The sequence below is a fragment of the Streptosporangium saharense genome, assembly GCF_014203715.1.
Classification (GTDB): domain Bacteria; phylum Actinomycetota; class Actinomycetes; order Streptosporangiales; family Streptosporangiaceae; genus Streptosporangium; species Streptosporangium saharense.
On sequence record NZ_JACHJP010000005.1, the window covers coordinates 287,627 to 311,350 of the forward strand.

18 protein-coding genes are annotated in these 23,724 nt (G+C 71.2%); 13 read left to right on the top strand and 5 right to left on the bottom strand.

Annotated features, from left to right (window positions below; translation table 11 throughout):
• Positions 1 to 112: 112 nt before the first annotated feature.
• Positions 113 to 1,489 carry a cystathionine beta-synthase gene (locus tag FHS44_RS24390; protein ID WP_184718494.1) on the top strand — a complete coding sequence of 459 codons (1,377 nt, stop codon included), beginning with the start codon at positions 113 to 115 and terminating at the stop codon, positions 1,487 to 1,489.
• A gap of 518 nt (positions 1,490 to 2,007) precedes the next feature.
• Here the strand turns inward: FHS44_RS24390 and FHS44_RS24395 are convergent.
• Positions 2,008 to 3,234, bottom strand: a complete 1,227-nt coding sequence (locus FHS44_RS24395; RefSeq protein ID WP_184718495.1) for a sensor histidine kinase — start codon at positions 3,232 to 3,234, stop codon at positions 2,008 to 2,010.
• A 136-nt stretch (positions 3,235 to 3,370) separates the two neighbouring features.
• Between FHS44_RS24395 and FHS44_RS24400 the strand changes: the two genes are divergently transcribed.
• Together FHS44_RS24400 and FHS44_RS24405 are read left to right on the top strand one after the other, a co-directional pair.
• Complete coding sequence (locus FHS44_RS24400; RefSeq protein WP_184718496.1) at positions 3,371 to 3,583, top strand: hypothetical protein; 213 nt, start codon at positions 3,371 to 3,373, stop codon at positions 3,581 to 3,583.
• 147 nt (positions 3,584 to 3,730) lie between these two features.
• The gene (locus FHS44_RS24405; protein ID WP_184718498.1) at positions 3,731 to 4,870 is read left to right on the top strand and encodes a cystathionine gamma-synthase; all 1,140 of its coding nucleotides are present in this window, start codon (positions 3,731 to 3,733) and stop codon (positions 4,868 to 4,870) included.
• 292 nt (positions 4,871 to 5,162) lie between these two features.
• Here FHS44_RS24405 and FHS44_RS24410 read toward each other — a convergent pair whose 3' ends face one another.
• Positions 5,163 to 5,588: a DUF2269 family protein gene (locus FHS44_RS24410; RefSeq protein ID WP_184718500.1), complete on the bottom strand. Its 426-nt coding sequence runs from the start codon at positions 5,586 to 5,588 to the stop codon at positions 5,163 to 5,165.
• Positions 5,589 to 5,883: 295 nt separating this feature from the next.
• On the opposite strand from FHS44_RS24410, the gene FHS44_RS24415 reads away from it, so the two are divergent.
• The gene (locus tag FHS44_RS24415) at positions 5,884 to 6,306 is read left to right on the top strand and encodes a DUF6292 family protein (RefSeq protein WP_184718502.1); all 423 of its coding nucleotides are present in this window, start codon (positions 5,884 to 5,886) and stop codon (positions 6,304 to 6,306) included.
• A 36-nt stretch (positions 6,307 to 6,342) separates the two neighbouring features.
• Here FHS44_RS24415 and FHS44_RS24420 read toward each other — a convergent pair whose 3' ends face one another.
• Both FHS44_RS24420 and FHS44_RS24425 read right to left on the bottom strand, forming a co-directional pair.
• Positions 6,343 to 8,289, bottom strand: a complete 1,947-nt coding sequence (locus FHS44_RS24420) for a vWA domain-containing protein (protein ID WP_184718504.1) — start codon at positions 8,287 to 8,289, stop codon at positions 6,343 to 6,345.
• Positions 8,290 to 8,320: 31 nt separating this feature from the next.
• The gene (locus FHS44_RS24425; RefSeq protein WP_184718506.1) at positions 8,321 to 9,718 is read right to left on the bottom strand and encodes a sigma 54-interacting transcriptional regulator; all 1,398 of its coding nucleotides are present in this window, start codon (positions 9,716 to 9,718) and stop codon (positions 8,321 to 8,323) included.
• Positions 9,719 to 9,871: 153 nt separating this feature from the next.
• Between FHS44_RS24425 and FHS44_RS24430 the strand changes: the two genes are divergently transcribed.
• Together FHS44_RS24430 and FHS44_RS24435 are read left to right on the top strand one after the other, a co-directional pair.
• Positions 9,872 to 11,071, top strand: a complete 1,200-nt coding sequence (locus FHS44_RS24430; protein WP_312863795.1) for an FIST signal transduction protein — start codon at positions 9,872 to 9,874, stop codon at positions 11,069 to 11,071.
• On the top strand, positions 11,072 to 12,052 hold the full coding sequence (locus tag FHS44_RS24435; RefSeq protein WP_184718508.1) for an ROK family protein: 981 nt from the start codon (positions 11,072 to 11,074) through the stop codon (positions 12,050 to 12,052).
• 92 nt (positions 12,053 to 12,144) lie between these two features.
• On the opposite strand, the gene FHS44_RS24440 is transcribed toward FHS44_RS24435, so the two are convergent.
• Positions 12,145 to 13,245, bottom strand: a complete 1,101-nt coding sequence (locus FHS44_RS24440; RefSeq protein ID WP_221461220.1) for an alpha/beta hydrolase family protein — start codon at positions 13,243 to 13,245, stop codon at positions 12,145 to 12,147.
• 257 nt (positions 13,246 to 13,502) lie between these two features.
• On the opposite strand from FHS44_RS24440, the gene FHS44_RS24445 reads away from it, so the two are divergent.
• The 7 genes from FHS44_RS24445 to FHS44_RS24475 all read left to right on the top strand — a co-directional run bounded on the left by FHS44_RS24445 (position 13,503) and on the right by FHS44_RS24475 (position 23,673).
• Positions 13,503 to 15,029 carry a serine hydrolase domain-containing protein gene (locus FHS44_RS24445; RefSeq protein ID WP_184718512.1) on the top strand — a complete coding sequence of 509 codons (1,527 nt, stop codon included), beginning with the start codon at positions 13,503 to 13,505 and terminating at the stop codon, positions 15,027 to 15,029.
• Between the two features lie 230 nt (positions 15,030 to 15,259).
• Positions 15,260 to 16,825, top strand: a complete 1,566-nt coding sequence (locus tag FHS44_RS24450; protein ID WP_184718515.1) for an ABC transporter substrate-binding protein — start codon at positions 15,260 to 15,262, stop codon at positions 16,823 to 16,825.
• Between the two features lies 1 nt (position 16,826).
• Entirely contained in the window at positions 16,827 to 17,783 is a 957-nt protein-coding gene (locus FHS44_RS24455) for an ABC transporter permease (RefSeq protein WP_184718517.1), read from the top strand.
• The gene (locus tag FHS44_RS24460) at positions 17,780 to 18,574 is read left to right on the top strand and encodes an ABC transporter permease (protein WP_184718519.1); all 795 of its coding nucleotides are present in this window, start codon (positions 17,780 to 17,782) and stop codon (positions 18,572 to 18,574) included. Before FHS44_RS24455 ends, FHS44_RS24460 begins: the two co-directional genes overlap by 4 nt.
• Complete coding sequence (locus FHS44_RS24465) at positions 18,571 to 20,307, top strand: ABC transporter ATP-binding protein (RefSeq protein WP_184718521.1); 1,737 nt, start codon at positions 18,571 to 18,573, stop codon at positions 20,305 to 20,307. Before FHS44_RS24460 ends, FHS44_RS24465 begins: the two co-directional genes overlap by 4 nt.
• A 262-nt stretch (positions 20,308 to 20,569) precedes the next feature.
• Positions 20,570 to 22,105: an N-acyl-D-amino-acid deacylase family protein gene (locus tag FHS44_RS24470; protein WP_184718523.1), complete on the top strand. Its 1,536-nt coding sequence runs from the start codon at positions 20,570 to 20,572 to the stop codon at positions 22,103 to 22,105.
• On the top strand, positions 22,102 to 23,673 hold the full coding sequence (locus FHS44_RS24475) for a PucR family transcriptional regulator (RefSeq protein ID WP_184718525.1): 1,572 nt from the start codon (positions 22,102 to 22,104) through the stop codon (positions 23,671 to 23,673). Before FHS44_RS24470 ends, FHS44_RS24475 begins: the two co-directional genes overlap by 4 nt.
• The last annotated feature ends 51 nt before the right edge of the window (positions 23,674 to 23,724 follow it).

Genomic DNA, 23,724 nt, shown 5'->3' on the forward strand with positions numbered 1-23,724 from the left:
GCGCGCCGGTAGCGTTGCCTTGAACCTAGCCGAGTCCCACATACCCCCCTTGGGGGCGCGGCGTTCAGCACAACAAGCCGACCGGGCTCTGTATTTCGAGGTGATCGTCGCGATGCGTGTGTATGACTCGCTTGTGGAACTGATGGGAAACACGCCGCTTGTCCGGCTGAGGAAGGTGACGGCCGGGGCACCCGCCCAGGTGCTCGCCAAGGTGGAGTATTTCAACCCCGGCGGTTCGGTGAAGGACCGGATCGCGGTGCGCATGATCGACGCTGCGGAGCGGTCTGGGGCGCTGGTGCCCGGTGGCACGATCGTCGAGCCCACCTCCGGCAACACCGGCATCGGCCTGGCCATTGTGGCGCAGGAGCGTGGCTACCGGTGCCTGTTCGTCGTGCCGGACAAGGTCGCCCAGGACAAGATCGGGGTGCTGCGCGCCTACGGGGCCGAGGTCGTGGTCTGCCCGACGGCGGTCTCCCCTGAGCACCCCGACTCCTACTACTCGGTCTCCGACCGGCTGGCCAGGGAGACGCCGAACGCCTGGAAGCCCGACCAGTACTCCAACACCTTCAACCCCGAGAGCCACTACCACTCGACCGGGCCGGAGATCTGGGAGCAGACGGAGGGCCGGATCACCCACTTCGTCGCGGGCATCGGCACCGGTGGCACGATCAGCGGCACGGGCCGCTACCTCAAGGAGGTCTCCGACGGCCGGGTCAAGATCATCGGGGCTGACCCCGAGGGGTCCGTCTACTCGGGCGGCACCGGCAGGCCGTACCTCGTCGAGGGCGTCGGGGAGGACATCTGGCCCTCGACCTACGACACCACGATCTGCGACGAGGTCATCGCGGTCTCCGACAAGGACTCCTTCGTCATGACGCGCCGCCTGGCCCGCGAGGAGGCGCTCCTGGTCGGCGGCTCCTGCGGGATGGCGACGGTCGCGGCGCTGCGGGTCGCCCGTCAGGCGGGCCCCGAGGACGTGGTCGTCGTGCTGCTGCCCGACGGCGGCCGGGGCTACCTGTCGAAGATCTTCAACGACGAGTGGATGGCCGACTACGGCTTCCTGACCACCTCCTCCGACGAGGGTTCGGTCAGGGACGTGCTGGTCCGCAAGGGGGTGGAGATGCCCGAGTTCGTGCACACCCACCCACACGAGTCGGTCGACACGGCCATCTCGATCATGCGGGAGTACGGCGTCTCGCAGCTCCCCGTCATGAAGGAGGAGCCCCCGGTCATGGCCGCCGAGGTCGTGGGCTCGATCGTGGAGCGCGACCTGCTTGAGGCGCTCTACCGGGGTCGCGTACGGCCAACCGACCCCCTGGCCGAGCACATGTCCCAGCCCCTCCCCATGATCGGCGCCGGCGAACCGGTGTCCATCGCCATCGAGGCCCTGGAGAAGGCCGACGCCGCCGTGGTCCTCGACGACGGCAAACCCGTGGGCCTGGTAACCCGCCAAGATCTCCTGGCGTTCCTTGTTAATGGCACTGCCTAACGGCAGTGCGGGCTTGGGCGCCTGAAGTCGGTGACTTCCCTCGTCGTTCCTCCGCTGCCCTGCCCCTTTGCGACGCCTGACGGCGTCGCGAGGGCTTGGGCGCCCCAAGTCGGTGACTTCCCTCGTCGTTCCTCCGCTGCGCTCCGTCACTCCTCAGTCCAGCTCACCGACGCGCCCAAGCCGACACTCCTCATACACGGCACCGGTAAAGCACAAGCCAAACTCCTCACTTCCAGGGCCGATGCGCTTGGAGCGAGGAGGCGTTCCAGAGGGATTCCCAGCGGAACAGGTCGTTGATCACCCCGTTCAGGACCGGCTTTGGCTGTGCTCCGGCGCCAAGCGTGAAGAGTTAGGGGTACCGGTGCTGTGTGTGAGGAGTGTCGGCTTGGGCGCGCCTGTGCTTGGACTGAGGAGCGAAGGAGCGCCAGCGGATGAGCGACGAGGGAAAGCACAGGCTTGAGGCGCCCAAGCCCGCGACGCCGCAGGCGGCGCAAAAGCAAGCACAACCCGCGGCGCCGTCAGGCGTCGCCAAAAGGCAGGGCCACAGGAAAGCCCGCCACTACCTCCCACGCGCCCGTGTACGTGTGGCCCGCTGTTAGGCGGCCGCCCAGGGCTTCGACGCGTTCTGACATGCCTACCAGGCCGAAGCCGCCGCCGAGGCGGGAGATCTTGGCGTCGGTCGCAGAGCCGTAGTTGCGCACGCGCAGCCACACCCAGTGGGCCCCCTGGTTGCCCTGGCGCGGTTCCCGTCTGCCGGGAGTGGGAGCCGCCTCGGGCGGTCCGCCGAGTCGTAGGTCGGCCTCGACCCAGCCGGTGCCGGGGGCGTGTCTGCGCACGTTGGTGAGGGCCTCCTGCAGGACGCGGTGGAGGGTGGTCAGCACCTCGGGGGCCAGGGTCTCGTCGTTGATGCCCTGGCCGATGTCGAAGGCGACCTGGGGGCCGCCCGAGGAGAAGCGTTCGACCAGGGTGCGCATGTCCATGAGGGTGCTGCCGGGGGAGCGGGCGGCCCCGTCCTGGGCGCGGAGCACGCCGACCAGGCGGCGCATCGAGGTCAGGGCGTCGGCGCCCGCCCCGGCGATCGCGTCGAGGGCGGGAACGACGGCCTCCGGCTTCTGCTCGGCCACGATCTTGGCGGCCTGGGCCTGGACGACGATCCCGGTGATGTGGTGGGCGACCAGGTCGTGCAGTTCCCTGGCGAGTTCGAGGCGTTCCGCGCGCCGTACCGAGCTGACCGCCTCCTTGCGGCGTTCGAGCTGGAAGCGGAGGTAGGCGCCGACCCCCGCCGCGACGGACCAGCCGACGAAGACGAGGAAGCCGACGGCGAGGGACGGGGTGTCCTCGCGCAGCCGTCCGGCGGCGCTCTCCAGCACGACGACGGAGGCGATGGAGAACAGCGCGGCGTTCCTGATGGGTTCGATCCAGCGCAGGCCCGCGATGGTGAGGATCAGCAGTGACCCGGTCTCGGCGAGGGAGGGCAGGCCGCTGACGCCGCTGACGCCAAAGACCAGGGTGGTGACGAACGACGCGACGAGCAGGGTGACGTATCCGCTGATCCTGCGCGTCCTCCGCCACAGCACCGCAAGGACTCCGATGGCGCCGCAGACCGGGCTGAGCCACAACACGGGGTTGCCGAGGTTCGTGGCCACGATCATCACGTCCAGCAGGAGCAGCAGGCCGAGCCAGCCGATCAGGGCGATCTCACTGAGCCGCTGGATCCAGTAGACGATGCGATGTGTCTCCCCCACGGCCACTGAGCCTAAGACTCTTGGCCAAATCGGACATCGGCCATTCGGCCGAGCGCCCCCATGCGGAACCGGACCTTCAGCGGAGGTGCCCTCCGGGGTCCGCGACCGATGCTTGAGAGGTCGAAGGGGGACGGAGATGACCGTCATCGGAGTTCTGGTACTGATCGTCGGGTTCGTGGTCGCGCTCGCTCTGGCGCTGGCCGACCCGGTCATTCTGTCGCGGATCAACGGCCAGGACGGCGAGGGCGCCAGTGGCCGTCACATCAGGGTGCCGCCGGTCGAGACGGGCGGAGAGGTCGTGTGGCTGCCGGGGCGTCACACGGGCGACACGGGGCACCGGGCCGCCTGAGAGCGCGGACCCGCTGGTCAGCGCTCCGGAGGCATCGGGGGGTACGGCGGGGCGCGCCGGATCTTGGGGGACGGTCCGGTGCGCCCCGCCGTGTGGACGGGGCAGTGGACGGGACATGGCCCGTCCGGGGGCGAGTAGCGTGGCCCTATGACTGAAGGATTCGAAACGCTGGCCATTCACGCAGGTCAGGAGCCGGACCCGCACACGGGGGCCGTTGTTCCGCCGATCTACGCGGTGTCCACGTACAAGCAGGACGGCGTCGGAGGGCTGCGCGCCGGATATGAGTACAGCCGTTCGGCCAACCCGACCAGGACCGCCTTCGAGGAGGCGATCGCCGCGGTCGAGGGCGGTACCCGGGGTCTCGCCTTCGCCTCCGGCCTGGCGGCCGAGGACGCGGTGCTGCGTACGGTGTGCAGGCCGAGTGACCACGTTCTCATCCCGAACGACGCCTACGGCGGCACCTACCGGTTGTTCTCCAAGGTGAACCGGCCGTGGGGGCTGCACTACGACCCGGTGCCGCTCGGTGACCTCGACGCGGTCGCCTCGGCCATGACGCCGAAGTCCAAGATCGTCTGGGTCGAGACGCCGACGAACCCGCTGCTCGGCATCGCCGACATCGCGGCGCTGGCCGAGCTGGCCCACGAGAACGGCGCGTTGCTCGTGGTGGACAACACCTTCGCCTCGCCGTACCTGCAGCAGCCGCTGGCGCTCGGCGCGGACATCGTCGTGCACTCGACCACGAAGTACGTCGGCGGGCACTCCGACGTGGTCGGTGGCGCGCTCGTCACGGCCGACGCCGAGCTTGGCGCGAAGCTCGCCTTCAACCAGAACGCCATGGGCGCGGTCGCTGGGCCGTTCGACGCGTGGCTGGCGCTGCGCGGGCTCAAGACGCTCGCGGTGCGGATGGAGCGCCACTGCGACAACGCCGAGCGGGTCGCCGACCTGCTGCTCGCCCACCCGAAGGTCACCTCGGTGCTCTACCCCGGTCTGCCCGACCACCCGGGGCACGAGACCGCGGCCAAGCAGATGCGGCGTTTCGGGGGCATGGTCTCCTTCCGGGTCGGGGGAGGGGAGGCCGAGGCGGTCGAGATCTGCAACCGGGCCGAGCTCTTCACCCTCGGCGAGTCGCTGGGCGGCGTCGAGTCGCTGATCGAGCACCCGGGGCGGATGACCCACGCCTCGGCGGCGGGTTCGCCGCTTGAGGTGCCCGCGGACCTGGTCCGGCTGTCCGTCGGCATCGAGTCGGTGGACGACCTGCTCGCCGACCTCAGCCAGGCGCTGGGCTGAGGTCGGGCCGGGCGTGCCCCTTCCGCCCGGCGCCGACCTTCCCCGCCCGTTCCCGTGCGTTCCGGTGAACCGTCCCGGCGCGGGAAGGCGTGGGAAATGGGGAATGTCGTCGAATCGGAAACTCCCTGCCGGGAATGGCGCTTTTTCGGCGTTCCCGGAGGGGTGGATATCACCGGAGATCCTTTCCCGGGTGACGGCCGGCGATGGGCGGACGTGATCTCGTCCGTCCCGGCGCCCGCCGTCTTCCGGGCCCCGTTTCTCGCTGCTGCTGAGGATCTCCGGCGAACGGAGGTCAGGCGGGGCTGCCCCAGACCATCAGCACGAGGATGACCAGCCAGATGAGGGCGATCACGCCGGAGAAGGCGCCGATCCGCGCCCGCTGGGCCTTCGCGTCGTCGGTCGGGGGTTCGGCGCCGAGCAGTTTGATGGCGCTCGACTGGTCGCGGTCCACGATGACCAGGAGCACGGCGGCGACGATGAACAGCGTCATGGAGATCGACAGGTAGGGCTTGCCGAGATAGTCGCGGCCGAGCAGCACGCCGGCGACGAAGACGCCGATGGCGCCGATGGCGTAGATCCGGGTGGTCCTGTGCAGGTAGCGCAGGACGTTGAGGTCCTTGGAGCGGATGAACCTCGGCGTGGACATCGTCACCGCGGTGAGCGGTCCGAGCGCGAAGATCGCGAAGCCGATGTGCAGCCAGAGCAGCAGTTGGGTCATGAACCAGACATTAGCCCTCGGTGATCTCGGTCAGGGACGGAACGCCCCGGGTCACGGGGGCGTCGGTGCCCGGACAGGAGAAGTTTGCGGACAGAACATCACAATTTGGATAATCTGCATTTATGGTGATGTGCGATGGTAGATCTTCTTATTAATGCTCTAAGCACTCCATTGAAGTGAGTAGGATCACCAATGGACTCGCTCTTGTGCGTTGGGGCCGTCGGCGATGAGATCGCGGCCGTGCCGGGCGAGCAGTCAACCAGATCGTGCACGACGGCACAAGGGAGTGCCCCCTGTGGGTGTGAAACATGTGGAGCCGTACACCGAGGAGTGGCGCGGGCAGCCCTCCTTCTACGTGAGCCGCGTCGTCGAGGCGCTGGGCGCCCAGGCCACCGGCTGGTGGGCGGGTCCCTGCGACCCGAGGGCCGCCACGATCCTGCTCACCGGCGGAGAGGCCCTGGTGTGGGACGAGGAGAGCGGCTGGCGCCGGGGACGCTACGTCTCCGGCGACCGTGAGCGCTGCACCGTCCTGACCGAGCCCCGCTATCTCGGCGGAGGCCTGCTGCCCAGCCCCGAGCGCGTTCCCGCCGCGGTCGAGGACGCCCGCGCCGGAGTCGGCAACAGTACGGCCTGGCGCCCCTGCTACAGGTCCTACCGCCACTACCGCGACGGCTTCGACCTCGCGCTCAACCACTACCTCGCCTACGCCGACGCCTGACGGGCCTGTAAAGCCTGCGAAAGGCCCAAGAAGGGCTCAGCGGTTCCTGCGGGTGCGCAGGAAGTCACTGACGACGTACTCGCCGAGTCTGTCGGCGCTTGAGGAGAAGACCCGGCCGCCGTTGCGCCTGGCCACCTCGTTGACGAAGTCCTTCAGCCGCTCGTCGTCGGCGAGCATGAACACGTTGAGCGTCGCCCTGCGCCGGGTCATCTTGTCCACCTCGGCCAGCGTCAGGTCGAGCGTCTCGCGGGTCGGCGGCCACTCGAAGGCCGCCGAGCCGTTGCGCCGCAGGTGGGCGGTCGGCTCCCCGTCGGTGACGACCAGCACGACCGGCTCGAAGTCGGGGTGGCGGTCCAGGTGGCGGCCTGCGATCAGCAGGGCGTGGTGCAGGTTGGTGCCCTGGACCATGTCCCATTCGAGCCCGGCCAGCTCGTCGGGCTGCAGGACGCGGGCGTAGTTGGAGAAGCCGATGATCTGCACCGAGTCCTGGGGGAACTTCGAGGCCACCAGCGCCTGCAGGGCCATCGCGGTCTGCTTGGCCGCCGCCCAGGTGCCGCGCAGGGCCATCGAGTAGGACAGGTCGACCAGCAGGCACACCGCCGCCGCGGTGCGCCGCTCGGTCTCGGCCACCTCGAAGTCGTCGACGGTCAGGGTCACGGTCCCCCCCGCGCCGCCGCGCCGTACACCGTTGACCACCGTGCGGACCACGTCGATGGGCTGCTCGTCGCCGAAGCGCCAGGGCCGGGAGGAGCCGGTGAGCTCCCCGGCCGCGCCCGCGTCCACCTGGTCGTGGTCGCCCCTGCGGCCTGAGTCCAGGGAGGCGAAGACGCGGCGTAGCGCGGTCTCGCCGAGGCGGCGCACGGCCTTTGGGGTGAGTTCGAGCTTGCCGCGCTGGCGGCGCAGGTATCCCTGCCGTTCGAGCTCCCGCTCGATCCGCCTGAGCGCGTCCAGGTCGTCGACGGCAGAGCGGCCCAGGGCACGGCGGATGGCCGCCTCGTCGATGTCGTCGAGCCGGGCGCCCGGGTAGTCCTGGCGCAGCGCGGCCTCAAGCTGGGTGAGGTCGGCCAGCTCCTCAAGGGCGCTGACCGCGTCGCCCATCTCCAGGGGCTCCTCGCCGGAGAGCCGCTCCGGGGTGTTCCAGGCCAGGTCGGGGCGGCGGGAGTAGAGGGACTCGCCGAGACGGCGCATCTGCTCGCCGAGCCCCGCCTGGTCGAGCGTCTGGTTGATCAGCTGGTTGAGCTCCTCGCGCTGGCGGGGGGTGAGCGAGGCCATCAGGCGCTGGGTCGCGGCGGCCCTGCGGGCGAGGATGTCGACCAGCTCCTCCAGGTTCCGCGGCGCCTCCGGGAACATGTCCCCATATTTCGACATAAAAGCGTCGAAGTCTTCTTGGGTGTGTTCGCCACGCGCGTCCCGGTCCAGCATGTCGTTCAGCGCCGACATCATCTGCCCGACCCGCTCCATCGCGGCCGGATCGGGATTGGCCAGCGCCTCGCGCATCCCACGGAACTGGCTGTCGAGCACCTCCCTGCGCAGCAGGTCGCGCAGCTCCTCGAAGGTCTGGCGCGCGGCGCCGGAACGCCACTGGTAGTCGCTCAGCTCCTGGATCGCGCTGGCCGTGTCCGAGGGCAGGCCGTCCAGCTCCGCCTCACGCAGTCTGGCCTCGTCGGACGGGTCGGGGAACAGCTCGGCCCGCTCCTGGCCGATCGCCTTGTCCAGCAGCGCCCTGGCCCGTTCGAGCGTCCCGTCGAGGCGGCCGCGCTCACGCAGCTCACGCCTGCGCCGCCGTACCTCACGGAGCAGGTCGTCCAGGCCGCGCCGGTCTCCCGCGCCCGGCAGGCCCTGCTTGAGCAGGTCACGCAGGGCGTGGGCCGGGTTGGCCCCGGCCAGCACGGCGTCGCCCATCTGGTCGAGCGCCGAACGCACGTCGTACGGCGGGGCGAGCGGATCGGGCCCTTCCCGGTACTCGCCATAGCGGTAGCTCATCGAACGCCCTCCAACGCGCGGCCCCCGGATCTCAGGTGCGGTAGACCGTGGTGCCGTCCACCTCGTCCTTGGACAGACGACGCAGGAGATACAGGCCCTCAAGGGCGAACTCCAGCGCCGCCGCGGCGTGCCCGGGGGACTCGTCGCCGATGCCCAGCCCTGACATGATCTTGGAGAGCCCCGGCACCGGGCCGATCCCGCGCAGCAGGTCGGCCGCCGGGACCATGGCCCCCGACTCGACCTGGGCGCCCTCGGAGAAGCGTTCGAGCAGCGGGCTCAGGTCGTGGCCGCCGATGGTGCCGCGGAAGGTCTCCGCCACGGCCCTGCGCAGCAGGTGGGCCAGGACCTCGGTCTCCCTGCCCTCCTCGCTGACCTCGAACTCCACCTTGCCCCGCAGGCTGTGCACGATGCCCGGCAGGTCGGCGACCCGGGTCACCGCGCGCTCCTCACCGGTCAGCGCGGCACGCCGTACGGCGGAGGCGGCGGCCGTCTCGGCGGCGGCGATGGAGAAGCGGGCAGAGACACCGGAGCGCGCGTCGACGGCCGTGGACTCGCGGACCAGGCGGGTGAAGCGGGCGATCACCTCGACCAGATGGTCGGGCAGGTCGGCGCCCACCTCGTCGAGCGCGGCCTCCTGGCGGATGAGCTGCAACTCGGTCTCGACGGACAGCGGGTAGTGGGTGCGGATCTCGGCGCCGAAGCGGTCCTTCAGCGGGGTGATGATCCGGCCCCGGTTGGTGTAGTCCTCGGGGTTGGCGCTGGCGATCAACAGGATGTCCAGCGGGAGACGCAGGTTGTATCCCCTGACCTGGATGTCGCGCTCCTCAAGCACGTTGAGCAGCGAGACCTGGATCCGCTCGGCCAGGTCGGGCAGCTCGTTGACCGAGAAGACACCCCGGTTGCTGCGGGGGACCAGGCCGTAGTGGACGGTCTCCGGGTCACCGAGCGTGCGTCCCTCAGCGATCTTGATGGGGTCGATGTCACCGATCAGGTCGCCGACGGAGGTGTCGGGGGTGGCGAGCTTCTCGCCGTAGCGCTCGTCCCTGTGCCGCCAGGAGACCGGCAGCTCCTCGCCCGCCTCCTCGGCCAGCCTGCGGCACCGGGCACAGGAGGGGGCGTAGGGGTGGTCGTTGATCTCACAGCCGTCGACGACCGGCGTCCACTCGTCGAGAAGACCGGTCACCGTACGGATGAGCCGGGTCTTGCCCTGCCCTCGCTCGCCCAGCAGGACCAGGTCGTGCCCGGCCAGCAGGGCTGTCTCCAGGTGTGGCAGGACGGTCTCGTCGAAACCCACGATGCCGGGGAACCGCGGCTGCCCCGCCCGCAGGCGTTCCAGCAGGTTCTCGCGGATCTCGGCCTTTACCGTACGGTGGACATGGCCGCTCTCGCGAAGATCGCGAAGAGTACGTGGCTCTGGGATTTGAGGCACGAGATTGAGCCTACGTCCCCGAAGCCGAAACCGGGACTGTTATCCCGGTTCCGGATCTTGCACATCGTGTGACGTCCGGCGCGCGTGCATGTCCCCACAGTGGGGAGAATCGCTGCAAGGCAAGGCTTCGGACAAGAAGGGGAGGTGAGACGAGTGGCGCTGTTGACGAGCTGCTTCTCCGACGGTCTCGCCGTGGGATCCGACCTGGTCGTCGCGGCGGAGACCGCGGTGCGCCAGGCCCTCTCCGGCCTGACCGGGCCGCCTCACCTGGTCTGTTTCTTCATCTGCGGCGACGATCCCGACGAGGTCGCCCAGGCGGGCCTGCGGGCCATGCGCATGGCTCCCGGGGCCTCGGTGATCGGCTGCAGTGCGACGGGCGTGATCGGCGACGGGCGGGGTGTCGAGGTCACCCCCGCGGTGAGCGCCTGGGCCGCGACCCTCGACGGAGCCAGGCTGACGACCTTCGCCCTGGACACGCTCAGGGCCGATGACCGTTTCGTGGTCGTCGGCCTGCCGGAACCCCAGGCCGACGACCACGCGGCCATCCTGTTCGCCGACCCCTACAGCTTCCCGACCGACGGTTTCGTCGAGCGTTCCGACGAGGTGCTCGGCGACCTGCCGCTGATCGGCGGCCTCGCCAACGCGCTCACCGGCCGAGGTGCCGTACGGCTGTTCGCCGACGGTGAGGTCTACACCGAGGGCGCGGTCGGCGTCCTGCTCGGCGGGGCCGTCGAGATCAGGACCGTGGTCAGCCAGGGCTGCCGTCCGATCGGCCCGACGATGGCCGTCACCGGCGTCGAGGACAACCTCCTGCTCGAACTCGCGGGCCAGCCCGCCCTGGCCAGGCTTGAGGAGGTGGTCAGCGCGCTGGACGAGGACGAGCGGGAGCTGGTCGCCTCGGGCCTGCAGATCGGTGTCGCCATGGACGAGTACGCAGAACGGCACGAGCACGGAGATTTCCTCATCCGGGGGGTGCTCGGCATCGACCCGGAACGGGAGGCCGTCGCCATCGGGGACGTCGTGGAGATCGGCCGCACGGTCCGTTTCCAGGTGCGTGACGCCGCGACCGCCGACGAGGACCTCTACGAGCTGCTCGACGCCCACCGGGAGGAGTTCGGCGGCGGGGACGGCGCCCTGCTGTTCTCCTGCAACGGCAGGGGCTCTGCCATGTTCGGCAGCGCCGACCACGACGCCGTCGCGGTCAGGGAGACCCTCGGCCCGATCGGCGTCGCCGGGTTCTTCGCAGCGGGCGAGGTCGGCCCCGTCGGGGGCCACAACCACGTGCACGGTTTCACCGCCTCCGTCCTGGTCTTCTCCTCACGCCCCTCGGGCGACAGATCGTATGATCGCTAGATGTCCGGTTCGGTGCTCGCCGTGGACATCGGCGGGACGAAGTTCGCCGTCGCCCTGGTCGGCCGTGAGGGAGAGATCCTCCGGGTCCGCAGGACGGCGACACCTCCGGGCGGCGACGCCCACACCCTGTGGAGGACTCTCGACTCCCTGATCGACGCGCTGCTCACGGAACCGGCCGAGATCGAGGGCGTCGGGGTCGGCTGCGGCGGCCCGATGACCTGGCCGGAGGGTGAGGTCTCCCCGATCAACATGCCCGGCTGGCGCGCCTTCCCGCTCAGGGCGAGGCTGGCCGAGCGGTTTCCCGGCGTACCGGTGCGCGTCCACAACGACGCCGTCTGCCTGGCCGTCGCCGAACACTGGCGGGGCGCGGGCCGGGGCAGCGAGAACATGCTCGGCATGGTCGTCTCGACGGGCGTCGGCGGCGGGCTCGTCCTGGGCGGCAGGCTGATCGACGGCGGCAGCGGCAACGCCGGGCACGTCGGGCACGTGGTGGTCGAACCCGGCGGGCCGGTCTGCGGCTGCGGGGCCAGGGGCTGCCTTGAGGCCGTCGCCCGGGGTCCCGCCCTGGCCGCCTGGGCGCTGGGACGCGGCTGGCAGCCGGGCTCCGCCGTACGGGACGTGCCCGATGGGGAGGCCGCGCCGTACGTGGAGGCGGCGACGGCGAGCGGGCGGCAGCTCGCGCTGGACGCCGCGGCGGGCGACCGGCTGGCCCTGGCCGCGATGGACCGGGCGGGACGGGCCCTCGGCCTGGCCGTCGCCGCCGCCGTCAACCTCTGCGACCTCGACCTCGTCACCGTCGGCGGCGGCCTCTCACAGGCCGGGCGGCTGCTGTTCGACCCGCTTGAGGCCACGCTCGGGGAGCACACCAGGATGGGCTTCGCCCGCCGCGCCAGGGTGGTCCCCGCCGCCCTCGGCCAGGACGCCGGCCTGGTAGGCGCCGCCGCCCTCGTCCTCGCCGAGTCTCGCTACTGGTCGCACTGAGTACGGCGGGGCCTCGTCGAGCATGTGCCGGACCTCGGCCTCGAACAGGCCGGGTCCGCCCGCTGGTTCAACATCCCCCGGTACGGCGTCTGTCATACCGGGGGAGAGTAGCTCAGAGGTTCTTCCAGAACCGGACTTCGGGGTAGGTGGGGGAGGGGTGGTTGAGGAGGGGGGGTGGGGAGGTGGCGTAGGTGCAGGTCGAAGAAGGCTCGCACGTAGGAGCGGGTGATGGGGATCGCCCTGGCGGCGGGGAGGGTGCCGGGGGGCAGGCCGAGCTGCTCGCTCAGGACCGGGTAGTCGGTGAACGACTCGTGCTGGGAGCCGGAGACGGTCGCCCAGCGCTTCCAGCCGGTCAGCCGGGGCCAGTTGTCCCGCCAGGAGGTCTCCTCGTCGGGGCTGCCGGGCAGGAACGCCTCCTCGGTGCCGAACAGCATGAACGGCCTGGCCAGACCGGTCGTGGGGAGCGGGACGATGAACGAGCCGTCCATGACGAGGCCCGCGTCGATCCTGGGGTCGTCGGCCATGGCCTTGGCCGCGCTGTTGCCGCCGATGGAGTGGCCCGCCATGCCGATCTTCGAGGCGTCGATCAGCCCGCGCGGGCCCCAGGCGGGGTGGGCGCCGGTCAGTTTGCCGATGAGGAAGGACACGTCGGCCGAGCGGATCGCCGGGACGAGGCCGGGGGAGTCCTCGATCTCACATGCCTTGCAGGGGACGGTGGTGCCGTCGGGTAGCGTGGTGGCCACCGCCTCGTATGGATGTCCGACCGTGGCGACCGCGTAGCCCCGGCTGGCCAGTTCCTCACTGAGCGTGGTCAGCGTGGAGCGCGGCAGTCCGAAGCCGGGTGAGAGGACCACCAGGGGCAGCCCGGAGCGCAACGGCCTCGCTTCGGCCCTGGCGTGCGTCCTGATGCGGCTCAGCAGGTCGGGCGGGACGCCCTCGGCTTCCTGCCCGGCCAGCAGCAGCGCCGACTCGGCAGGGGTCATGTACCGCGTCCTGACGCTGCTCTGGGAGCGGGCCGGGTAGCGCAGCGTGACCATCAGCTCGCGCCGCCGCTCCGGCGCCCACGGGTCGGCGCGGGAGAGGTCGACGAGGTGCAGGTCGGTGGCGCCGACGGGGTGGGGGCCGGTGGGCCTGGGCAGGACGGGCACCGTGAGCCGGGCGGCGGCGTTCGCCGAAACCAACGGGGGTGGCACCGGCGTGGACCGTGCGGGTGAGGGAGGTGGGGGAGAGGCGTGGGCGGGGGGCGCGGCTATGGCCAGTGCGACGCAGGCGGCCAAACCCCTCACGAGAAGTTTGATCATTAATCGAACCTAGTTCCGCCCTTTCCGATGGGCGTGTGGCCGCACGCCAAAGGTTGGCGGTCCCGTGTCGTCCCCGGAGCCAAAGCGCCGTCGTCAACTTTGCGTTTACGGCCAAAAGGTTCTCGGCAATGTGCGTGCATAGTGAAGGCATGGATCTTGATCTGGTAAATCGCGAGGTGGAAGCCCTGGTCAAGGCCGGTGGGCCCGGGCTCGCGGTCGGTGTCTACGCCGACGGCAGGGCGCTGCTCACCACCGCCCGAGGGCTGGCCTGCGTCGAGTTCGGCGTCCCCGCCGACGCCCACACCCGCTTCGACATCGCCTCGGTCAGCAAGCAGTTCACCGCCACGTGTCTGCTGCTGCTGGCCAGGGACGGCAGGCTCAGTCTCGACGACGACGTCAGGGAACACGTTCCCGGCCTGGCGCTGGCCGTACCCGTCACGTTGCGGCAGTGTCTGCGGCACACCGGTGGGCTGCCCGAGTGGTACACGCTGCAGGCGATCACCGGGACGCCGTTCACCGCGCTCACCGAGGAACGGCTGGTCGAGGAGGTGCGGGGGATCAGGCATCCGGTCTTCCCGCCGGGGACCGACTTCAGCTACTCCAACACCGGCTACGTCCTGGCCGCCGCCGTGGTCCGCGCGGTGACAGGGCTCTCGCTCGCCGGGTTCGCCCGCGAGCGGATCCTCGGCCCGCTCGGCATGGACGACACCCTGTTCAGGGACGACACCTCGCTGGTGCTGCCAAGGTTGGCGTACGGCTACGCCAACGCCGACGGCGAGCCGCGACGGGCCGACACCCTGGAGAGCGCGGTCGGCGACGGTGGCCTGGTGACCAGCGTGGCGGACCTGGCGCCGTGGTTCGGCTTCCTGGCCGACGGGCGGGTCCTGGGTGACGATCTGCGGCGGGAGCTGCTCGAACCGGCAGTGCTGGCCGACGGCACCGTCCTGCCGTACGCCCTGGGCGTCTACCACTCGCGGATCGCGGGCAGGGCGGCCTACGGGCACGCGGGAGGCGTCTCCGGCTACCTGTCGAACCTGCTGTACCTGCCCGAGGCCGGGTTCGGCGTCGCCGTACTGGTCAACCAGACGGCGATCGACCCGATCGCGCTGAGCGAGCGCCTGGCCAGGATGCTGCTGGGCGAGGCACCCGAGGCGCCCCTCGACCTGGTCGAGACCGTGGATTCGTCCACGGTGCCCACCGGGCACTGGCACGACCCGGAGGGGGACGCCTTCCTCACGCTCGACGCCGGGGAGAACGGCAGGTTCAGGCTCGGAGAGGGCGCCGAGTTCGCCCCGGCCAAGGACGGCCGCTGGTACGGCCTTGGCGAGGCGGACGGACTGTGGTTCGAGCGCCGGGAGGACGGGCTGCTGCTGGGCAACAAGTCGGGTGCGCGTCGTCCGATCGCCTACCGGCCGTGTGAGGCCCCGGGCGACAAGTCGATGCCCGACGGGTCCTACCGCTCCTCGGAGCTCGACGTCCGGGTCACGGTCAGGGACGGCGTGCTGTCCGTGGGGCGTGACCTGCGGGTTCCCGTCGAACCGGGTCCCGCAGGGACGTGGAAGGCGGGGCCGTTCACGCTGCGGCTTGAGGGCGGGGACCTGCTGGTCAGCGGGGGCGGGCTGCGTCGGATGCGCTTCACGGGCGACTCCGGCTTCGTGGGAGCCCCGGCTTCGTGACGGCGGCTGGTTCCGGCGACTCCGGCTTCAAGTAGACCGGGAACTTCGCCGGGGACTCCGGCTTCACGGGGACGTCGGCTTCGTGGAGGGGTCCTGAAAGCCGGGGAAGCGGGAGCACGTTGGCCTGCAGCACGAGGGTGGGACCGAGGGTTTTGGCTGCGGGGTCAGTGAACGAGGGCCGGACGGCTTCTAGCGTCCCACTATCCCGCTCCCCTCCCGAGGTGGTCACCATGAAAACGCCGACCATCAGGGCCGCCGTGGTCGCCCTGCTCCTCCTTCCCGTCGCGGCCTGCGCAGGCTCCCCGCAGAAGGGCGGATCCGGCCCAGAGCGCGACACCCTGGTCTGGGCGTCCTCGGCGGCGCCGAACAGCCTGGACATCGCGCACGGCTTCAACAACGCCTCGACCACCATCCAGCTCGCGGTGCTGGACACCATGGTCACCCTCGACGCCAAGGGGACGCCCGCCCCGGCCCTGGCCACGTCGTGGACCCAGCCGACGCCGGACAGCTACGAGTTCACCCTCCGCAAGGCCGTGACCTTCACCGACGGCTCCCCGCTGACCGCCGACGACGCGGCCTACTCGCTGAGCCGCCACCTGGACCCCGCCGTCGCCTCCCAGGCGGCCAGCTACTTCACCACCGTCAAGAAGGTCGAGGCCGTCGGCACCGACAGGGTCAGGGTCACCCTGACCCGCCCCAACACGGCCTTCCTGTCCGTCGCGGCCATCGCCTGGCAGGTCGTGCCGCGCAAGCTCGCCGAGGCCCACCCCGGCGACCTGGGCAGCCCCGAGGTCGGCACGATCGGCACCGGCCCCTTCAAGGTCGCGAAGTTCTCCCTCACCTCGGGGACCGTGCTTGAGCGCAACGAGTCCTACTGGGGGCCGAAGCCCGCGCTGCGCCGGGTCGAGATCAAGGCCATCTCCGACGCCGAGACGCTCAGGATGGCCGTCAGGTCGGGCGAGGTGGACGCCACAGACGGCCTCAACGCCCGGGACGCCCGCAAGTGGACGGGTCTGTCCGGTGTCACCACGAGCTTCTACCCGGGCAACAACATCGCCTACCTGGCCCTGGCCGTCGGCAACGGGCCGCTCAAGGACGTCCACGTGCGGCGGGCCATCGCGCACGCCGTGGACCGCGAGGCCCTGACCACCCTGATGACCGGGGGACACGGCACCATCGCGCGGACGGTGCTGCCGATGCCGCAGATGACGGCCCTCTACGGCGACAATATGCCGAAATTTCCGGACTATTCGTTCGACCTGGCCGCGGCGAAGGCCGAGTTGGCCAAGTCCGCCTACCCGGACGGGTTCACGATGGCCGTGCCGTACGCCTCAGGATCGGACGGCGCGACCGTCATGCAGGCCGTCGCCGCCGACCTCGCGAAGATCGGCATCAGGCTGACCATGGAGCCGAGCCCCGGCGACAAGTACATGGCCACGCTGATGGACCACAGAGGACTCGGCGTGCAGTACGTCAACCTGTCCTACGGCACCCCGGAGCCGGTCGAGGTGCTGCCCGACATGATCAGCCGGGCCGCCGCCGAGCCGCAGGGCTTCAACTTCTCCGGGTACGGCTCCGCCGAGCTGGACGCCAGGCTCGACGCCCTCGCCGGGGCCACCGGGCAGGAGCGCCAGGACCAGGTGACGGCCCTGCTGACCGAGATCGGGGAGCAGGTGCCGTACGTCCCGCTGTTCCACATGGACAACGGGATCGCGCTGCGCGACGGGTTCACCGCCACGGGCCTGAGCGTCTGGAATCCCAACTTCTTCGCCGTCATCCGCCCGGCGGGCAAGTGACATGGCCGTTCTCAGTCTTGTCGCCCGGCGTCTGGCGGCCGCGCTGGTCCTGCTCGGCGCGCTCTCGGTGATCACGTACGGCCTGCTTGTCGCCTCGCCGGGCGGCCCCGAGCAGGTGCTGCTGGGCACCCGGCCCTCGACGCCGGAGACCAGGGCCGCGATCAGGGCCGAGTACCACCTCGACGACCCGTTCCCGCTGCGCTACGCCCACTGGCTCGGCGACGCCGTACACGGCGACTTCGGCGTCTCCATCTACTCGCGGGAGCCGGTCACCGACGTCATCGCCGACCGGCTGCCGGTCACCGCGGGCCTGGCGGGCTACGCCCTGCTGATCACCTTCGCCGTCGGCGTCCCGGTCGGCCTGGTGGCCGCGATGGGCCGTGGCGGACTCCTCGACCAGGGCATCACGCTCGGCTCACTGGTCCTGCTGGCCGTACCGCCGTTCGCGATGAGCATCCTGCTGCTGTACGGCTTCGCGGTCGCGCTCGGCTGGTTCCCCGTCTTCGGCGCGGGCGACACGTTCATGGAGCGCGTCACCCACCTGACGCTGCCCGCTGTCGCACTGGCCGCGGCGCAGGCGGCCATGGTCGTACGGCAGATGCGCGCGGCGGCGCTCGACCTGGCCGGGCAGGACTTCCTGACCTTCGCCAGGGCCAGGGGGCTGCCGCGCACCCGCGTCTGGATCGGCTACGCGCTGCGTAACGCCGCCCTGCCCGTGCTGACCGTCGGCGGCCTGCTGCTCGCGGCGAACCTCACCGGCGCCCTCTTCGTCGAGCAGGCCTTCGGGCTGCACGGGCTCGGCGCCCTGCTCATCGCCGCCGTCAGCCAGAAGGACATCCCCGTGGTGCAGGCGCTCGTCCTGTTCGGCGGCGCGATCGTGGTCGCGGTCAACCTGCTCATCGACCTGGCCTACCTCGTGGTCGATCCCCGGGTACGGCACGGCGCGGTGGCGCTGTGAGGGGCGTGCTGGCCGGGCTGCTCGGCCTGGCGGTCCTCGTCGCGCTGTTCGGCTCCCACCTGGCGCCCCACGACCCGGCGGCGCAGGACCTGGCGCTCGGCGTGGCCGGTCCGAGCGCGGCCCACTGGCTCGGCACCGACGACCTGGGCAGGGACGTGCTGTCCCGGCTGCTGGCCGGGGCCGGTTCGGCGCTGCTGTGGCCCGTCCTCGTGGCGGTCGGCACGACCACGCTGAGCACCTCGCTCGGCCTGCTCGCCGGATACCGGCTCGGCTGGATCGACGCGATCATGATGCGGACCGTGGACCTGGCCATCGCGATGCCCGGGATGCTCGTGCTGATCGTGCTGGTGGGGGTGCTCGGCGGGGGATACGGCTGGTCCGTGCTGGCCATGGCCGTACTGTTCACGCCAGGTGACATCAGGGTGATCCGCAGCCTGACGCTGGCCCAGCGCGAGCTGGCCTACGCGGAGGCGGCCAGGACGCTCGGCCTGCCTCCCCGGCGGGTCATGTTCCGCCACCTGCTGCCCAACCTCGCCCCCACGGTCGTCTCCAACGCGCTGCTGAGCTTCGTGGCCGCCCTGGTCTCGCTGGCCGGGCTCTCGTTCCTGGGCATCGGCCTGCCAGCGGGCACCCCCGACTGGGGGCTGATGGTCGAGGAGAACAGGGACCTGCTCGACCTCAACCCATGGGCCTCCGTCGCCCCGGTCGTCCTGATCACCCTGGTCGCGACCTCGGCCACCCTGCTGGGCGACCGGCTGTTCGACACCCTCTCCAAGGGAGGCGCGCGATGACCCTCCTCGACGTCACCGGCCTGACCGTCACCGGCCGTCACCTGGTCGTGGACGGGGTCGATCTGACCGTCTCCGCGGGGGAGACCGTGGGGCTGGTCGGCGAGTCGGGCAGCGGCAAGTCGCTGACCGCCAGGGCCGTCGCGGGCCTGCTGCCCAAGGGCATGACCGCGACCGGCTCGGTCACCCTGTCCGGCCTGCGACTGCTCGGCGCCCGCGAACGCGTGCTGCGCTCGGTGCGCGGCAGCCGGATCGCGCTGCTCATGCAGGACCCCTTCGCCATGCTCAACCCACTGATCACGGCGGGCGCCCACATCGCCGAGTCGCTGCCCCGCACCGGACCCGTGCGCCGCGACCGGGCCTGGCGCAGGACCGAGGTGGCGCGGCGCCTCGCCGAGGTGGGCATCGACGACCCCTCGGTCTCCGGCCGCTACCCCTTCCAGCTCTCCGGGGGGATGCGCCAGCGGATCGCGCTCGCCGCCGCCCTGGCCCGCGACCCCGAGCTGCTCATCGCCGACGAGCCCACGACCGCGCTGGACGCGACGACCCAGCACGAGATCCTCACGCTGCTGCGCGAGGTCCAGCGGGCACGCGGGATGGGGGTGCTGCTGATCACCCACGACCTGCGGGTGGCCTTCGAGATGTGCGACCGGGTCGCGGTCATGTACGCGGGCCGCATCGTCGAGAGCGGACCCGGCTTCGACGTGGCCAAGGTGCCCGCCCACCCCTACACCTCGGGGCTGCTCGCGGCCCTGCCCTCGGCGACCGTGACGCTGCCCAGGCTTGAGGGAATCCCGGGCAGCGTGCCCTCGGCCGGGGACGTCACCGGGACGTGCGCCTTCGCCGACCGCTGCTCCCAGGTGGACGCGGACTGCGGGCACGCCCGCCCGCCGCTGCGCGAGATCACCCCCGGCAGGCACACCGCCTGCCTGTACGAGGTGCGCCCCCGCCCCCGCGTCGAACAGCCCCCCGCCGCGCTCCGCGAGCCCTCACCGGGCGCCCCCCTGCTCACGATCGACGACCTGAGCAAGCGGTATGGCGAGCACACCGCCCTCGGCGGCGTCTCACTGAGCGTCGGGGAGGGCGAGAGCGTCGGCGTCGTCGGCGAGTCGGGCTCGGGCAAGACCACGCTGGCCCGGTGCGTCCTCGGCCTGGCCGTCCCGGACGGGGGCCGCATCGAGCTGGCCGGACTCGACCTGACCCGGCGTGGACGGCGGGGAGACCGGGCGCACCGCCTTGTGCAGTGCGTCTTCCAGGACCCCTCGACCTCCCTCAACCCCTCACTGACCGTTGGCGCCACGCTCGCCGAAGCCGCCGCCCAGGGAACACGCGAGGGACGACTCTCCGTGCCCGAACTGCTCGACCTCGTGGGCCTGCCCGCCTCCTACGCCGAACGCCGCCCCAGGGCGCTGTCCGGCGGCGAACGCCAGCGCGTGGCCATCGCCAGGGCCCTCGCCGTACGGCCCGCCCTGCTGATCTGCGACGAACCGGTGGCCTCCCTGGACGTCTCGGTCCAGGCACACGTCCTCGAACTGCTCCGCACGGTAGTCCGCGACCTGGGCACCAGCCTGCTGTTCATCACCCACGACCTGGCCGTGGTCAGACAGATCACCAACAGAACCGTGGTCCTCCTCAAAGGAAAGATCGTCGAAGAGGGCAAAACCCCCCAGATCCTCGACACCCCATCCCACCCCTACACCCAAAAACTCCTCGCCTCAGTTCCACCTACCCCCTAAGGGGTTTTAACCGGATCGCTCCGGCGCCGGGAGTGAGGAGTTTGGCTTGGGCGCGCCGACGCTTGGACTGAGGAGCGAAGGAGCGAAGCGGATGAGCGACGAGGGAAAGCGTTGGCCTCAGGCGCCCAAGCCCTGCGGCGCCGCCAGGCGCCGCAAAAGCAAGCACAGCCCAAGCCCGCGACGCCGCCAGGCGTCGCAAAGCAAGCGCAGTACATACTTTGGTCGCTTGTGGCCGGAGTCCCCCGAAAGGAAACCTTGCCTCATGCACGACCTGCTGCTCAGTCATGGAAGCGTCCACGACGGGTTCGGCACCCCCGCGAAGGACGCCGACGTCGCGATCACCCACGGACGGATCACCGCCGTAGGCCGTGACCTGGGGCCCGCCCGGCGGGTGATCGACGTCTCCGGGATGGTCGTGGCGCCCGGGTTCGTCGATCCGCACAGCCACTCCGACACCGTGCCCTTCCTCGACGAGCCCCAGCCCTTCAAGCTCCACCAGGGCGTCACCACCGAGATCGTCGGCAACTGCGGCTTCTCCTGCGGCCCCTCGAACCCCGAGACGGCCGGGTTCATGCCCGCCGTACTGGCCGGGCAGACGTTCGGCGAGTATCTCGACGCGGCGCGGGCGGCGGGGCCGAGCAACAACCTGGCCTTCATGGTGGGGCACAACACGCTGCGGCTGGCGGCCGGGGGGATGGAGGCGAAGCTGACCGGTGAGGCGCTCGACCGGATGCGCGACCTGGCGGCCGAGGCGTTCGAGGCGGGGGCGGTCGGACTGTCCAGCGGCCTTGAGTACGTCCCCGGGGCCTACGCCGACATCGACGAGCTGGTCGCGCTGGCGCTGGTCGCCCGGCGGTGGAACCTCACCTACGCCACGCACATGCGCAGCGAGAGCGAGGGCCTGGCCGACGCGCTCGACGAGGCGATCACCGTCGCCACCCGGGCCGGGGTCCGTCTCCAGGTCTCGCACTGCAAGGCGTCGGGGCGGGCCGTGCACGGATCCTCCGCCATGCTGCTGGCCAAGCTCGCCGGGGCGCGCAGGGCCGGTCTGGACGTGCGCGCCGACGTGTATCCGTACCGGGCCTTCGGCACCGGCCTGGTGGCCGTGCTGCCACCGCTCGCCTGTGAGGGCGGGCAGGACGCGCTGCTGGCCAGGCTCGCCGACCCCCTGACCAGGACCGCGCTCCGCGAGCTTGCGGAGGACCCGGCGACCGGCACCGGGGTCGGCCTGTGGCGCGAGCTGCACCCGGCCGACGTGCAGATCCTCACCCACACCGATCCAGAAGTCGCGGGCAGACGTCTGGCCGACCTGCCGGGAGACCCGTGGGAGGCCCTGTGCGACCTGCTGCGACGGGACCCGCACGCCTCGGGGGTGTTCCACACCATGCATGACGACGACGTGACCGCGATCATGGCGGATCCGCTGGTCTCCATCGGCTCGGACGGCGGTCCGCCGGTCGGCCCCAACCATCCGAGGACGTTCGGCACCTTCCCCACGTTCTTGGGGACCTACGTCAGGGAGCGGGAGGTCGTCCCGATGCCCGAGGCGATCCGCAAGGTCAGCTCGGCCGTCGCCGCCCAGTTCGGGCTGACGGACCGGGGCTGGCTGGGTCCCGGCGCGGTCGCCGACGTCTGCGTCTTCGACCCCGCGACCATCGGTCACGACGGCACCTACGAGGTCCCCGACGTGCGTCCCCACGGGGTGCGGCACGTGTTCCTCGCCGGGCACGAGGTGGTCGCCGAGGGCGAGTTCACCGGGGGCAGGCATGGAACGGTCCTGCGCAGGGGGGCGTCATGACGGCGCGGGGCCGGGTCACGCTCGGGGTGCTGCTGGACAGCCTCGGTCCCGAGATGGTGCGTCCCCTCGCCATGCCCAACGGCAGGGAGCCGCTGATCGGCACCCCGGTCATCTACGACCCCGAGGAGACCATGACCGGTCTTGAGGGGGCCGTGCTGCTGGTCACGGGGCGTCCGTCCGCCGAGGTGCTCGCCCGCGCGGGCGAGGTGGGCGTCGCGGTCGTGGTGGCGAAACCGGGCGCGGGCGGCGAGGAGTCGCTGGCGGAGGCGGCGGAGGCAGCCGGTACGGCGTTGCTCGCCGCCGCCCCCGACGTGTCCTGGGGCCAGCTCTACACGCTGATCGACGCCCTGCTCGCGGTGGTCGCCCCCGTCGAGTCGCTGGGTGACATCAGGGCCGCCGACCTGTTCGCGCTGGCCAACCAGGTGGCGGTACGGGTCGGCGGGGCCGTGGCGATCGAGGACCTGGCCATGCGGGTGCTCGCCTACTCGACGGTCGAGGGGCAGCAGATCGACGACCTGCGCAGGGAGGGCATCCTGGGCCGCAGGGTGCCCGAGCACCCGACCAACGCCGAGGAGTACGCCGCGGTGCTGCGCGCCGAGGACGCGGTGTGGAGCTACCAGCCGCGCGAGTACTACCCCCGCCTGGCCATCGCGATCCGCGCCCACGGCGAGGCGCTCGGCACGATCTGGGCGCTCAGGGCCGAGGAGCCGCTGGCCACGGACGCCGCGCAGGTGCTCGCCGAGGCGGCCCGGGTCGCCGCGCCCCACCTGGCGAGGATCACCCTGGCCGCGGACGAGGCACGCCGCCGTCGCGACGAGTGCCTGTGCGACCTGCTGCGCGGCCTCGGGCCGGTCAGGGAGCTGGCGACCTCCTTCGGTCTGCTGCCCGACGAGCCCGTCGTCGTGGTCACCGTCGGTCCGCACGGCCGTACGGCTGACGCCTTCGCGGCCACCCACACCGGTGACCTGCTGCGCACCGCCTACGCCGCCTACCGGATGCGCGCGGCGGCCGGGGCCGTCGACGGATGCGCCTACGCGATCGTCGCCGCCGACTCGGTGACGCCGCTGCTGCGCAGGATCACCGCCGACGTGCTGGCCAGGATTCCCGACCGGCTCGGCGGGCAGTGGCGCGCGGGAATCGGCAGGGTCGTCTCCTCGGTGGCGCTCGCGCCGACCAGTGCCCGCCAGGCCGAGGAGGCGCTGCGGGCGCTCTGCGGGCCGTACGCCAGGGCCGAGGTCGGGCACCACGAGGAGCTGTCGGCGGCGCTCTTCCTGATGGACGTGGACGTCTCCGTCCGCGCCAAGCCCTCCCTGTACGGCGAGCCGCTCGGCGTCGTCGCCGCGCACGACGCCAGGCACGGCACCCACTACGTGCGCAGCCTGCGGGTGTGGGTGGCGGCGCACTACGACGTGCCGAGGGCGGCCGACACGCTGTCCCTGCACCCCAACACGCTGCGCTACCGGCTGCGCAGGATCGGCGAACTGATCGACCTGGACGACCCGGACACGCGCCTGGTCCTGGCCCTCCAACTCCGCCTGAACGGCGCCTCGGAACCGGCCGGATCCTGAGCGGGGCCGTACAACTGGCTAAGCCCGGCGGTGCCGTACGACCGGATGAGG